At 43.9% G+C, this 13,452-nt stretch carries 19 protein-coding genes; 5 read left to right on the plus strand and 14 right to left on the minus strand.

The genetic code is table 11. From position 1 onward, the window contains the following. The first annotated feature begins 2 nt into the window (after positions 1 to 2). Entirely contained in the window at positions 3 to 1,631 is a 1,629-nt protein-coding gene (locus tag C2747_RS10215; protein ID WP_215333169.1) for a peptide chain release factor 3, read from the plus strand. Positions 1,632 to 1,633: 2 nt separating this feature from the next. Here C2747_RS10215 and C2747_RS10220 read toward each other — a convergent pair whose 3' ends face one another. Both C2747_RS10220 and C2747_RS10225 read right to left on the minus strand, forming a co-directional pair. After that, entirely contained in the window at positions 1,634 to 1,882 is a 249-nt protein-coding gene (locus tag C2747_RS10220) for a hypothetical protein (RefSeq protein WP_215331688.1), read from the minus strand. Beyond that, positions 1,879 to 2,103: a DUF2798 domain-containing protein gene (locus C2747_RS10225; protein WP_251374761.1), complete on the minus strand. Its 225-nt coding sequence runs from the start codon at positions 2,101 to 2,103 to the stop codon at positions 1,879 to 1,881. Before C2747_RS10225 ends, C2747_RS10220 begins: the two co-directional genes overlap by 4 nt. Positions 2,104 to 2,232: 129 nt before the next feature. Between C2747_RS10225 and C2747_RS10230 the strand changes: the two genes are divergently transcribed. Genes C2747_RS10230 through C2747_RS10245 form a run of 4 tightly spaced genes read left to right on the plus strand, consistent with a single transcriptional unit; the run spans position 2,233 to position 4,064 of the window. Beyond that, complete coding sequence (locus C2747_RS10230) at positions 2,233 to 2,439, plus strand: hypothetical protein (protein ID WP_215331689.1); 207 nt, start codon at positions 2,233 to 2,235, stop codon at positions 2,437 to 2,439. A gap of 59 nt (positions 2,440 to 2,498) precedes the next feature. Further along, positions 2,499 to 3,005 carry an MOSC domain-containing protein gene (locus C2747_RS10235; protein ID WP_251374762.1) on the plus strand — a complete coding sequence of 169 codons (507 nt, stop codon included), beginning with the start codon at positions 2,499 to 2,501 and terminating at the stop codon, positions 3,003 to 3,005. Next, positions 3,002 to 3,397 (plus strand): GNAT family N-acetyltransferase, encoded by a 396-nt coding sequence (locus C2747_RS10240; RefSeq protein WP_215331690.1) that lies wholly within the window; start codon positions 3,002 to 3,004, stop codon positions 3,395 to 3,397. Before C2747_RS10235 ends, C2747_RS10240 begins: the two co-directional genes overlap by 4 nt. Positions 3,398 to 3,416: 19 nt before the next feature. Then, positions 3,417 to 4,064 (plus strand): histidine phosphatase family protein, encoded by a 648-nt coding sequence (locus C2747_RS10245; protein WP_215331691.1) that lies wholly within the window; start codon positions 3,417 to 3,419, stop codon positions 4,062 to 4,064. A gap of 45 nt (positions 4,065 to 4,109) precedes the next feature. Here the strand turns inward: C2747_RS10245 and C2747_RS10250 are convergent, their stop codons facing one another. The 12 genes from C2747_RS10250 to C2747_RS10305 form a co-directional block, all read right to left on the minus strand. Continuing rightward, a complete protein-coding gene (locus C2747_RS10250; protein ID WP_215308617.1) occupies positions 4,110 to 4,349 on the minus strand; it encodes a hypothetical protein in 240 nt (79 codons plus the stop codon). Between the two features lie 73 nt (positions 4,350 to 4,422). Further along, positions 4,423 to 5,175, minus strand: a complete 753-nt coding sequence (locus tag C2747_RS10255) for a transporter substrate-binding domain-containing protein (RefSeq protein ID WP_215331692.1) — start codon at positions 5,173 to 5,175, stop codon at positions 4,423 to 4,425. 168 nt (positions 5,176 to 5,343) lie between these two features. After that, positions 5,344 to 5,901: a phasin family protein gene (locus C2747_RS10260; RefSeq protein WP_215331693.1), complete on the minus strand. Its 558-nt coding sequence runs from the start codon at positions 5,899 to 5,901 to the stop codon at positions 5,344 to 5,346. A gap of 196 nt (positions 5,902 to 6,097) precedes the next feature. After that, positions 6,098 to 6,658, minus strand: coding sequence for a peroxiredoxin (locus C2747_RS10265; protein WP_215331694.1), 561 nt, complete (start codon positions 6,656 to 6,658; stop codon positions 6,098 to 6,100). 30 nt (positions 6,659 to 6,688) lie between these two features. Further along, the gene (locus C2747_RS10270; RefSeq protein WP_215331695.1) at positions 6,689 to 7,255 is read right to left on the minus strand and encodes an SRPBCC family protein; all 567 of its coding nucleotides are present in this window, start codon (positions 7,253 to 7,255) and stop codon (positions 6,689 to 6,691) included. Positions 7,256 to 7,283: 28 nt separating this feature from the next. Continuing rightward, positions 7,284 to 7,802, minus strand: a complete 519-nt coding sequence (locus C2747_RS10275; RefSeq protein ID WP_215331696.1) for a DUF1003 domain-containing protein — start codon at positions 7,800 to 7,802, stop codon at positions 7,284 to 7,286. A 104-nt stretch (positions 7,803 to 7,906) separates the two neighbouring features. Then, on the minus strand, positions 7,907 to 8,590 hold the full coding sequence (locus C2747_RS10280) for a haloacid dehalogenase type II (protein ID WP_215331697.1): 684 nt from the start codon (positions 8,588 to 8,590) through the stop codon (positions 7,907 to 7,909). Between the two features lie 138 nt (positions 8,591 to 8,728). Further along, positions 8,729 to 9,253, minus strand: coding sequence for a superoxide dismutase family protein (locus C2747_RS10285; RefSeq protein ID WP_215331698.1), 525 nt, complete (start codon positions 9,251 to 9,253; stop codon positions 8,729 to 8,731). Between the two features lie 111 nt (positions 9,254 to 9,364). Further along, positions 9,365 to 9,760 (minus strand): COG4315 family predicted lipoprotein, encoded by a 396-nt coding sequence (locus tag C2747_RS10290; RefSeq protein ID WP_215331699.1) that lies wholly within the window; start codon positions 9,758 to 9,760, stop codon positions 9,365 to 9,367. A 109-nt stretch (positions 9,761 to 9,869) separates the two neighbouring features. Further along, on the minus strand, positions 9,870 to 10,472 hold the full coding sequence (locus tag C2747_RS10295; protein WP_215331700.1) for a nitroreductase family protein: 603 nt from the start codon (positions 10,470 to 10,472) through the stop codon (positions 9,870 to 9,872). 580 nt (positions 10,473 to 11,052) lie between these two features. After that, the gene (locus C2747_RS10300) at positions 11,053 to 11,616 is read right to left on the minus strand and encodes a Crp/Fnr family transcriptional regulator (protein WP_215331701.1); all 564 of its coding nucleotides are present in this window, start codon (positions 11,614 to 11,616) and stop codon (positions 11,053 to 11,055) included. A 67-nt stretch (positions 11,617 to 11,683) separates the two neighbouring features. Then, positions 11,684 to 13,321: an OFA family MFS transporter gene (locus tag C2747_RS10305; RefSeq protein ID WP_215331702.1), complete on the minus strand. Its 1,638-nt coding sequence runs from the start codon at positions 13,319 to 13,321 to the stop codon at positions 11,684 to 11,686. Positions 13,322 to 13,452 lie beyond the last annotated feature (131 nt).

Raw genomic sequence — 13,452 nt, forward strand, 5'->3', positions numbered from 1 at the left:
CCATCGATACCACCACCTCCAGCACTCCCGGCGCAGAAGTTTTAAGACGCCGTAGCTTCGCCATCATCTCTCACCCAGATGCCGGTAAGACCACGCTTACTGAAAAACTCTTGCTATACGCGGGAGCGATTCAGATTGCGGGCAGTGTAAAAGCCCGTAAGGCAAGCAGACATGCGACCTCAGACTGGATGGAAATTGAGAAACAGCGTGGTATTTCTGTAGCCAGCTCAGTCATGCAAATGGAATATCGCGATTGCATTATTAATCTTCTAGATACCCCAGGCCACCAAGACTTTTCCGAAGATACTTATCGCGTATTGACTGCAGTTGATTCTGCATTGATGGTGATTGATGCTGCTAATGGTGTTGAGTCACAGACCTTGCGCTTGCTTGAAGTCTGCCGTGCGCGCAACACACCAATCGTCACCTTCATCAATAAGATGGATCGCGAAGTAAAGCCCCCCATGGAGTTGATGGATGAAATTGAAACTGCACTCGGTATTGAAGTAGTTCCTTTTACATGGCCAGTAGGTATGGGTAAATCCTTCGCCGGTGTGATTGATATTGCCAACTCTCAAATGCGCATGTTCAAAGCGGGTGAAGATCGCGTGACCGAAGATTCTCATGCAATTGTTGATATTAACGATCCCGCCCTAAAAGAGCGCCTCGGTACTGATCTTGAAAATGCGCTCGCTGAAGTAGATTTAATTAAAAATGCGATGCCCGCCTTTGACCGTGAGGCCTTTCTAGCAGGCCGTCAGTCACCAGTATTCTTTGGCTCAGCCATTAATAATTTTGGTGTTCGTGAAATTCTTAACACCTTAGTTGAGCTTGCACCATCACCGGGATCACGCAAAGCATTACAACGCGAAGTGAGCCCAGCAGAGAATAAATTTTCTGCAGTGGTCTTTAAGATTCAAGCAAATATGGATCCAGCCCATCGAGATCGTGTTGCCTTCTTGCGTATTTGCTCGGGACATTTTCAGCGCGGCATGAAACTGAAGATCTGTCGCAACGGCAAAGAAGTGCGCACCAACAATGCACTTTCTTTCTTGTCACAACGACGCGATATCTTAGATGAAGCCTTTCCTGGAGATATTATTGGCTTGCCAAACCATGGCCTACTTCGATTGGGCGATACGCTCACCGAAGGCGAGCAATTGCAATTCACGGGCTTACCATTTTTCGCTCCAGAAATTTTCCGCATGGTCGAGTCCGCAGATCCGTTGCGCTCCAAGCAATTGCGCACAGGCCTAATGCAGCTTGGCGAAGAGGGTGCAATTCAGGTATTTCGTCCCATGACTGGTGGCACTATGTTGCTTGGCGCATTTGGACAGTTGCAGTTTGAAGTGGTGAGCCATCGCTTACAAACTGAATATGGAGCAGAAGTACGTTTGCTACCGGCACGTTACAACTTGGCTCGCTGGGTAAGCTCCGAAGATCCTGTGGCACTTAAAAAATTCATGCTAGAAAATATTCACCGCATGGCAGAGGACGTTGTTGGTGCTTCCGTATTTTTAGCTAGTCACAAATCTGAACTGGATGTTGCTCAACAGCGCTGGGAATCCATTCAGTTCCATGCCCTAAGAGAGCATGCAGGTCTGATCTATCAATCAGACCTCGCTGGCTAACTCTAGCGTGGGCTTGATTGCGGCCAATTGCAATCAAATACCGCAGGTAACTGAGTATCGTTTTTTCTAAACGATGCAGTCTTGCCATATTGTGCGCAATACGCATTGGCTTTTGGTGTAAGTGAGGCAATAGATTCGCTATCACTGTTCAAAAAGGTCACATGATTCGAATCTGATGCATCGGTATAAACCGCAGCGCAAGCACTCAAACCAACCATGCTCAGCAATAAAATATATTTGGGATGAATCATTGCTCCAGTTTCTTTACTAAACTTGCAGTGAGCTTGCTAATAAATGGGCGATAGATCAAAGTACAAATAATCGCCACTGGGTAGGCAACCGCCCAAACCTCTAGCCACTCCCAAAAAAAATCCTGTACAAAACCTACGCGCACCAAAGTGGTGGCCAAAGTAATACTCAATGACATGAGTCCGCCCATGATGGCAGCAAAAATAAGATTAGGAATATTCATCAGGATCTAATCATAGCGCCTTGACTGCTTAACTGTTATTCTGATCTGTGATCACTATTCCGCGCCCTAAATAGGGGAGTCTGCTGAGCAAGCTCAGAGGTTCATCATTCCAAGACTCTAGGAAACTATATGGCTGTTGGCCAAAATCAAAGAAACAGAAAAAATGACCCCATGGTGAGCAAGACTGGCAAAGCTAAATTGGGGCCACTTACCGTGACTCAACTCAGTAAACTGCTCGAATCGAGCACCAAGCCTAAAGAGAAGGCAAAGATACAGAGGGCGCTCAATAAGCGTCCCCCGGTTGCGGCGCCCGCTGCAACAGAAGTCGTAGCCTAATCACTAAGTAATAAGCCCCGAAATTACCGGGGCTTTTTCTTATGTAATATGCTGTCAGCATGAAAGCATCTCCTCAAATTCACTCCATTTATATTGCTGCTCGAGCAGGCGAGCTGATGGCGCAGCTTGCACGAGTTGAGATTATTGCCGGTGAAGGTATTGTGGGCGATCGCTACGCACTAGGTCTTGGCGCATTCTCTAAGGCCAAACCCAAAATACGCCATATTTCCCTCATTGCTCTCTCTGCTATAGAAAATGCTAATGGCCAATTACTTGCTAAACAGCAGGCTCCTTTTGGAGAAGGCGATACCCGAAGAAATCTGGTGATCAAGGGAATTTCTGAGGGGGATCTGAATGATCTCGTTGGACGGATTTTCTATTTAGGAGGCATCGCATTTAAAGGTACTGAATTATGCGAACCTTGTCAGCGACCTGCCAACTTACTAAAAAGGCCCGACTTCATGAATGCTTTTGAAAATAGAGGCGGCCTCAGAGCCGAAGCGCTAGATTCCGGGACCATTAGCAATGGCGATTCGCTCACATACTCATCAGAACAAGAAAAATGATTACCTATACTGAGCATGCAAGCATTAGTCCAGAACAGGCGATCGACCTTTATACCCGCTCTACCCTCGGGGAGCGCCGCCCAATCAATAGTGTTGAAACCTTTGCAGCGATGCTTGTCAATTCAAATCTCACCATTTCCGCATGGGACGGTGCAAAACTCATTGGGATCAGTCGTAGCCTGACAGACTTTGCCTATGTGGCCTATTTAGCCGACCTTGCTGTAGATGAGCATTACCAGCGACAGGGAATAGGAAAGCAACTTATTGAAGAAACTAAAGAGCGCTTAAAGCCTGACTGCATGATTGTGTTACTTGCAGCTCCGAAAGCAAATGCTTACTATGAGCACTTGGGTTTTGAGCACAATCCACGTGCTTGGACCATGAAAAAATAATTCAACTGAATATCGCAATATGTCGACCACAAAACTCTGCCTCATCCGCCATGGTGAAACTACTTGGAATGCTGAAAGACGCCTTCAAGGACATACTGATATTCCCCTGAATGCTAAAGGCGTCCAGCAGGCTCGCCAAATGGCGCAGGCTATTAAAAATACAAAGCTCTCATTCGATGCTTTATATACTAGCGACCTTAAAAGAGCGGCCGACACTGCAAATGCGATTGTTGAATTGTTTGGCGTAGAGGCAAGAGTGGATGGCGCCTTACGAGAGCGCCATTTTGGCGCACTTCAAGGACTCACGATTCAAGAGGCGCCATTACTACAGCCTGCAATTTGGCAAGCTCATATTGCTCGTGACTTAGAGCATGAGCTCGGAGGCGGTGAAAGTATTCGGCAATTTGCAATACGCGTTCAAACTGTTTTAGACAAGATACAAGAGCAACATACAGGGAAAACGATTTTGCTTGTGAGTCATGGTGGTACGCTCGACATGGTGTATCGAATTGCTAGCAAGCAAGCCTTAAAGGCTGAGCGGGTTGCCTCAGTGCCAAATGCTTCATTCAATTGGACTACCCATCAGGAAGGTAAGGGCTGGTCTGTCGAGCAATGGGCTGACACTCGTCATCTCGAAGATTCTGCCTTAGAGGGCGTAGACCTCTAAGCAAAAAATCACCCTTAGGTGACTTTTTGCTTTTCTAGGAAAGGTTTACTTTCTGATGTGAGCGTGACGGGCGGCATCTTGTGACATGCCCTCACCCTTAGGCTTGCCTTCTAGCGCTTCTTTTTCAGCGGTAATTTCTTTACGGCGCTCTTTGCAAGAGCCAGCAATCTCTTGCAAAGCTTTACGAGCTCTCGCTGCAGAAGCTTTGACTCCTTTTCCGTGGAACTTTTCATTCTCTGATTGGTACACCTCAAATGCAGCCATTAGCTTGTCATGATGGGACATATTTTTCCTTATAAATTATTGAAATAATCGGCTTAAGAAACACTCTAACCTAATATATTGAAATTACTTTAATTTATTGTGTCCAGCGATCAATAATGGCCTTTAATTTCCCTGGTCCGAGCTCAGCAAGATACAGGTTAAAGTCATCGCGCAGCTTAGAGTCTTTTTTGAAAGCAAACCCGAGATTATCAAACCCAACAACTTGGTAGCTACTGCTAACTGGGAGATTTAAGGTTTTTTGATAATTAACCAGCATCACGTTATCAACAAATACCAAATCTACATTACCATTTTGCAATGCAAGCAAGGCTTCGGTTGGCGAGGGATATAGCTTTACCTGCTCAACTGAGTAATAGCCTTTTGGCTGCAATACATTTTTCACATAATCATCAAACACGCTTCCTGTCGGATAGGCAATTGTGTATTTACTGAGCTGTGATAAATCCGTTATTTTGATATTGCGGTTTTTTAAACCTATCAACTGCCAGGTGCTAGTGAAGTATGGATTAGAAAAATCCATCACCTCTTTGCGCTTGTCTGTAATAGAAATTCCAGAGAATGCCACATCAGCTTGGCCACTAGTTACAGCGCCTAGCATGCCAAGCCAATCGTAAGCTGTTACTTTAAATGTGCAGCCTCGTGACTTACAGTAGCCCTCAAATATCTCTAAGTCTATACCTGAGTATTTCCCATCTTTTTCAAACAGCATTGGTGGAATCGCGGGCGATATGGCAACCTTAATGAGCTTCGATGGTTCTTCTTTAGAGCATCCACCCAGAAGAAATAAGCCAACTAATAATGCAGTAATGCTGCGTTTAAGTCTCATAGTATTTTCAAGTTTTATTTGATTGAACGATCTTATCAAGAATTGAATCTAACAATACCATCAGAGCATTACTTTATAACCCTGCATCCTTTTCGCATCTCGATTAGCGAAAAACCCAATAAAAAAACCCCGCATACACGGGGCTTTTTATCTGAAGCAATCTACCGATTACTTGGTGCGACTTTTTGCTGCCTTAGGAGCCTGACCAAATTGACCCTGCGCGCTCTTGATTGCAGTTTCTACACTTTTCTCAAAGTTTGCAAAAGCATCTTGGGTGCTTGAACGTACTTGGTCAAAGTTTTGCATTGCCGTATTGAATGCGGAGGTAAAGGAGCTGACATACGCCTCTGACCCTGCAGGCGCTTTTGATGTAGCAGCAGCCACAAAACTCTTCAGATCATCCTGTGATTGATTGATAGCAGCTTCTACAGCCTCAACCAGTTCTTGGTTGCCACGGCGCAGTACTGCAGCAACTTTTTTCTGATACTCGGCAACTTCAGCGACGGCCTCTTGTACTTCTGGGCTTTGCAGAAGGTCTAAGGCTGCTTTTGCATCTTTGCCCTTCATTAATTCAGCTGCTTTAGCTTGTGCATTTGCAACAGCTTGTTGTGCAGCTTGGTAATTGATTTCTGCTAACTCTTGAGCGTTTTCAAGGGCAGTTTGGCCTAGTGCACGTGCACTTTCTGCGGATTTAGTTTGGTTTTCTGTAAATTGGTTTTTGAACATGATTTTTCCCATGAATTGGTTATTTGTTGCACTGCACCATATTAATAGCTTATTTTGGCCTTAGCAAGAGAATTTTGCTGCAAAGCAACATTTTCCTTCCTAGGGCGCTTCCTATGGCTTCAATTAACCATCAAAGTCTGGGCATTCAGATCGTATCTGCGCCTAGCGGGCAAAATACACCCGCCCCCAATAACAATTAAGCAGTTCTATTTTTTAAATAATCAATCACCCAAGCCGGATCACTGTCGCTTGGAAAGATGGGGTAGTGAACGGCCTCGATCACACCATCATTTGCGATCAGGGTGATGCGCTTTAATAGCGTCATTCCAGCAGCAATAAAGGTAGGCAAGCGTAAGGCTTGCTGAAATCGATGATCTTCATCACTGAGCACTGGAAATGGCAAATGCAAACGATTCGCCATCTCTTGTTGATATTCCGTGGATTGAACGCTTAGACCCACAACATCCGCACCAAGCGAGCGAAGCTCTTGATAGTGATCCCTAAATGAGCAACTTTGTGGGGTACATCCCCTTGCTCCCGGGATTTGATCCCACCCATCCGGTAATGGAACATTGGGCTGACCTGTCATTGGGTAGCAGTAAATCACTAAACGACCCTTAATCTCGCCGAGATTCAGCAGGCCTTGAGCCGTTGTTACCAGGGAGATAGCTGGCAAGCTCATACCCACCAAGTGATCGGCGGCTCCATCATCTTGGGGGATGGGTAAGTCACCAGGTAATTGATTGAGATTTGTCATAAATGTAATCTTAGCTTACTAAGCCATAGCCTATCTACAAGTCTTTGGAGGCGTTGATTTCTTCAGTGATGCGACTTCGGCCATTGACTCAAACTGTCGACGCAAAATATTTTTAATGAAGTATTCGATTACTGCTGATGGCACTAAAGAATTCGGCTCAATGTGGGCATCGTACTTAAAGGTAGTGAAATCCTTCTCGGAAAATAGCCGCCAACTTCCCTTGTAATACTTTGTGTCACCGCTGAATTGCTCAAAAAGTAATATTTTGTTGGGGAATTCTACGTACTCCAACTCAGAACGTATTTCAAGTGGGATGAATAGAATTCTTTCCTCAAGCAAGCGAGCGACCTTCACTTTATTGCCTGACCTAGAGAGCACTTTTGAGTCGACCACTCCAGGTAGATTTTTAGCGCCCCCATAGTCAGTAATGAATGTAGAGGCTTCACATAGAGTGATCGGCACCTCATAGCTTGCACTCACCTGGAAGCGATCACCGACTCTCGTTACGGCGACTTTTAAGTCATATGCACTAGATGACTCTTGCGCCAAGGAAATACTGCACGAGGCAATCAGAAACAAGTAAAGGAGCTGCTTCATGCTGGTAGTTTAGCGATATTAAAGTGAGCTACTTATGCATACCATCTAGCTTTTCACTTAAAGCCTCAACAGCTTTTGTTAAAGCGAACAGCTCTTTTTCTTTCAACAAATCAATTTTTTGGTGCAGGAGTTCAATCTCTAACTCTGCCTTCACATTAACCTCAAAATCATTGCTAGCCTGTTGACGATCTATTTCTGAAAGTCGATTCTGACTCATCATGATTGCTGGAGCGGTATAGGCAGCCTGAAAAGATAGCATTAAATTTAGCAAAATAAATGGGTAGGGATCCCATGCATTTGTATTATTCATTGAGTTGTAAGCAATCCAAACAAAGATACATGCACTTTGAACTAGGATAAATTTCCATGAGCCTACCGTTTTTGCGACAACATCAGAAATTTTCTGACCAGCCGTTAACCCCGGAGCATAAACCTCAACATGATTTGAGAGTTTGCGAGGAAAGCCTTTGCGATGCTTGCGCCTGTGGTCCCGAAGGGACTCAAGAATTTGTAGCTCTTCAATAGTGGGTGTAGTAGTGATGGTCATAGTCCCTCGCTTTATGTGACTACTTTACGCTCATCGAGGGAACTTTAGATTCAGCATCCTAGAATGCCGAATCTGCACCGCTTACCTCAATTCAAAGCTAAGTCTTAAATTACTTCTAATACCTTGCTTAAGGAGCTGCCCTCATAATTTGGCATCTCACCAATTTCTTCAAAAGGGTGGCCCAGGCGATTAACCCAAAACACATCAAAGCCATACCACTTAGCCGCCAGGGCATCCCAAGCATTACTCGATACAAAGAGAACTTCTTCTCTCTTCACAGGAAATGCTTTTAGTAAAAGTCCATATGCTTGAGGATCTGTTTTGAATAGACGTACATCCTCAATCGTCACTACTTTATCTAGATAGGGCTTTAAGCCGTTGCTATCCACTACAGTAGCGAGCATCTCTCTGCTACCGTTAGACAAGATGGCTGTAGATAAACCTTTTTCTTTAATAGCTTTTAGAACCTTCAGGCTATCCTCAAAACCAGTGAGCTTGGCATATTGATCCATCAGTCGCTTTTCATATTTTGGTGTGAGATTCAAACTCATCCGCTTACAGACATAGCGCAAAGAACGAATGGTCAATTCCCAAAATGGTAGATAGTGCTTACTACCACTAGGATTGGGATCACTCATTGTTACCAGGCGTGTGTATTCGATTTGCCGATCTCGCCACATTAAAGCAAAGGCTTGGCCATGCCCTGGGAATAATTCCTCTGCCAACTGGCCCATAGAGTAGACATCAAACAGTGTTCCATAAGCATCAAAGGCGATTAGCTTGTACATAATTTGTCCTATATTTTTTATTATGAATATCTATTGTCGTTTAAAAGGAGATCTCTGAAGCACAGCATAAAACCTATAAATGAGAAAACCACCCGGAGGTGGTTTTCTCTTTTTACCAGCCTAAGGCTAGAGGCAATGCTATTTAATTAGGCCGCATGCAATTCTTGGGCCTGAGTTGCCTGCTGGCTGTGATTTGTAATCATCTGGATCACGATGCACAACAACAGATTTTCCTAAAATACCAGTTGGCCCATTATTAACAGCAAAGCCACTTAGCTTTGCAGAGTAAGTAGCATTACCATTGGCATCTGATTTGATGTTTGGCATATCTCCAGCATGATTGGTACCACTTCCGGGCATTCCATGTGATTTTGTGTCTGGATTGAAGTGGCCACCTGCGCTAGTAGCATCAGGGGCAGAGCAATCTCCTTTTTCATGCACATGAAACCCTTGCTCAGCATTTGGCTTTAATCCAGAAAAGTTTCCAGTAACCAAAACATCATGCCCTTGCCATACAAAATTTACCGTACCTTTTGTATTTGAGCCTGAGCGTGAATCTAAGCTAGCGGACGCTTTTTGACCGGCACCTTGCTCCATTGACTGACAAGCTGTCAGCAATAGAATTGACACGGCGCCTACTGATAGAGAAATTTTTTTAATCATGAATTGCCTCTTTTTGTTTATATAAACTCAGGATAGATCCTGTGCTGACACTCTTCAAGCAAAAAATTATACTGCCATTGGTCTTGTTGACTTACTGTAATAAAACTATTTTTACATCTTAATGATGCGCCAAGCACCGTCTGAGAGGCCATCGCCAATCTTATCGCCCGGCTTGATATCTTTGGCATAGAAATACAAAGGCATGCCATTAAACGCTATCTGCTTTTTGCCATCATCGCGAGTAATGACTGAATAATCACCGGACACAGCTGGGCTGCCCTCAACCAAGAGTGGTGGCCAATTGCTTGCGCACATACCATTACAAACTGACTTACCAGAACCAACGACATCCTTGCTATAGGTGTATAGGGTCATGCTATTGCTGCCAGCCAATACACCATCGTTAGCCTTAGTAAATGGCGCCAATGCTACTCCTGTCATTGATGCGCAGGCTGCCAAAGTAGCTGTAGCCACCAATGCTATTAATGCACTTTTTATACGGTTCATATTCACTCCTTTTTGGTTGATAAGCCACTTTAATCCTAATTTTGGTCTCTCGCTTTGAATCGTATTGACTAGCGATTACATAGATAAAAAAGGTTAAAGATGCTTATATTTAGAAATGGTTCTCGATAATCATTTCTGTCTTAGGAATAAATCCTGGTTTTGGCCAGGCCGGCTTTATACCTTTACCGATGACTAGCATGGCGGCAATAGCATAATCTTTCGGCAAATGAATCAACTCTGCAACCTTGTCAAAATCAAAACCTACCATTGGACAAGAGTCATAACCCATTGCTTTAGCAGAAAGCATCATTGTTTGAAGCATGATCCCCGCCGAACGCATTGCCTCATCTCTCTGTAATTGCTCTTTACCAGAGTAGAAAGGATGAATCCAAGGCACTAATATATCTTGAGCTTCCTTGGGTGCATTTACCCAGTATCTCGCAGGATCCTTTTCCCAAGCCTTGATATCGACAGTCACTACAAACAGCAAAGATGCTTCGGTGACTTGAGCTTGATCGTGAGCAGCCTCTCTTAACTGTGCTCTCAGGGCTTTATCAGTAACATTAACCAAACGCCAGTGCTGGATATTAAAAGATGATGGGGCCTGCATAGCTAACTCGAGCAGCTGCTCTGTCTCTTGCTGAGTCAATTGATGATTGGGGTCGAAAGACTTTACGGCTCTACGCTCGCGAATTGCTTCAAATGTATTCATAGTTTCCTTTATTGGTTTAACCGAAGTTACAGAGATTCTAGACGCACCTCTTTAGTATTTTACGAATTATTATTGCCCCAGGAGATCATGTATCGCTTAATGGGGATATGAGGGACTGATGGCGCCTGACTCTGCCAAGCCTGAAAAGAAAAATAGCCTAACAAGCAAGCCATTGAGATTCTTGGTGGCCCGGGACGGAATCGATTGGGGCCCAGGATGCTCAATGCTATCTTGTTAAGACCAAAATGCCTTCATCATTGGAGCATCCGCAATTCCTCTGTCCCATCCTAATATCAAATGGGCGCCAATCCATTTAGGGTCTCAGAGAGTTCACCCCCACCATAGACAAACTTTGTGCGCAAAATTTATACGGGGTTTTGCAAGAGGTTGAATTGATTGGGTTATTTTGACCCATATAAGGATGGTGCGTGAATTTAGTGGCGTGATGGGGATGTGACTGACACAAGGATGGCGACTCCTTGTCGTGATCGGGCTACCCCACGCATGAGGCATCCTTTTAATGGACAGTACAGAAGGCGTCTATTTAATCGACGCTCACAATATCTGAGGGCTCGAATACCTAAATGATCTTTGGAAGAGTCTGACTTAGCAACCTGCTAATAGTTTCAGGGGCCACGCCAATATAAGCACCTATCTCTTTTTTTGTTAACTCCCATTTCAGTTTTGGAAAATCTTTTATCGCGGTATGGTATCGCTCTTCGCTACTGATTGATAGTAGCTGCGTAATTAATCTATTTTCAATTTTTTGATGTTTTGCAAAAAGATAGGCTATGAACTTCTCTCTTAATTGAGGATGCTTAGATAAAATTTGCTCCCAATCGGCAAGAGAAATGCTAATTACTAAAGTGTCATTACTAATTGAAGCTAAATTGGTGCTACTAGATACCTTAGATAGCCATTCTATGTAGAAACAATCTAGGCTATCAGGATATGAAATTTCGAAGATATGCTCTCTCGTTTTAGATTTCTTTAAGACCCTTTTAATGCCTCCAGAAATAATAAAGTGGACATCTTTTGGTGTGGAGTGAGCAGATTCAATAATCTGATTTTTTTTAAATTCATTTACTCTGTAAAGATCTCTTAGCTCCTCGAGGTGTTCATCGCTAAATTTATCAAAAACCATATTCCTTTTTAGCAAGGAAGTATGGTTTTCGTTGGACAAATTCTTCAAAGGTAAAGCCTCTATTGACTTATGAAAATAATTTCAAAGCACTAAGAAGTGTTTTATATACACCCCATCCCAGAGGGATTGCAACAGCTGCCCAGGCCAACATTACTGTAGCGCTCGATGTATGCTTGTGACCCGCCTCACCCTTAATCACTGAATCTAGTGACTTTTCATGTGCCAACTTCTTCTCTTCAGCTAACTCAGCATCGGTCATAAACCATTTATCAGCCACAGGACGAATCATGAGATTACAAATCAAACCAATAACTAACATTCCAGTCAAGATATACATGGTTTGGTTATAAACCTGTGCGCGAGGTAAACCTAGGCTCAATTGATAGTCACGCATATAGTTAACAACTACAGGGCCCAAGATTCCAGCAGTAGCCCAAGCAGTTAATAGTCGGCCATGAATAGCGCCAACCATCTGCGTACCAAATAAATCTGCAAGGTACGCTGGAACAGTGGCAAAGCCGCCGCCATACATACTTAAGATGATACAAAAAGCACCCACAAATAAAGCGAGGCTGCCTGCCTGTGCGCTACTTGGTACGCTGTAATACATTGCAGCGCCAAGGATAAAGAATACTGAGTAGGTCATCTTGCGACCAAACTTGTCTGACAAGCTTGCCCAAAAGAAACGTCCACCAATATTGAAAAGGCTTAATAAGGCAGTAAAGCCAGCTGCAATACCAGCAATCGCAGTCAGTTGTGTTTTATCTAATTCCGTAAATGTTTGTTGAACACCAATTAAGCTACCAGCAAAGACTTCTTGTAGCATAGGTGATGCCATACCAATTACACCAATACCAGCAGATACGTTCATACAGAGAACCATCCACACCAACCAAAATTGTGGAATACCCCAAACCTTTTTCACATTCACGCTACGCTTAGTAATCATGGCGTTATTTGTTTGAGCAACCGGTGTAGTCCAGCCAGCAGGCTTCCAATCACTGGCAGGAATCCGATAGCCAAACGCACCGGCCATCATGTAAATAAAATATCCTAAAGCCATGACGATAAAAGTTTGTGCAACGCCAACGCTCGTAGGGCTAGAGAAATTTTTCATGAGCATTGCAGCTAATGGTGAGCCAATCATGGCGCCTCCACCAAAGCCCATAATAGCCATACCGGTAGCCATACCACGGCGATCTGGAAACCATTTGATCAAGGTTGAAACTGGCGAGATGTAACCCAAGCCCAAACCAATCCCTCCAATAACACCTGAGCCAAGAATCATCATCCAAAATTGATGGAGGTATATACCCAAGGCGGAGATAAGCATACCGCCGCACCAGCAGAATGCCGCAACTACACCTGCTTTACGTGGGCCTGCACGTTCTAACCAGCCACCCCAAATAGCAGCAGCAGCACCCAGAAATACAAAAAATAATGTGTACATCCAGCCTAAGGTAGAGATTTGCCAATCACATGTTGTAGTAAATAGCTGGGCAAAAAAGCCAACGTCAGCTGCACATTTAATTGCCTCAGTACCGCCAAGTGATACACCTAGAGCTTTCGATAATGGCAACCAAAATACTGAGAAGCCATATGCCATTCCAATGCATAAATGAATTGCGAGTGCAGCCGGCGGCACAAGCCAACGATTAAAGCCTGGACCTGCGATCGTTTTTTCTTTATCCAATAAATGGAACATAGCATCTCCTAGTTATTTTGTTTCTTTGATATTTTTTATACGCAAGCACTACATATTTTTTGCAGCAATGAAGCACAAGTGCGTTTAATTGCATCGAGGTCCTTATGAGACCTTTAGATAAACTACTTAAT

Source organism: Polynucleobacter corsicus, assembly GCF_018688255.1.
GTDB lineage: Bacteria > Pseudomonadota > Gammaproteobacteria > Burkholderiales > Burkholderiaceae > Polynucleobacter > Polynucleobacter corsicus.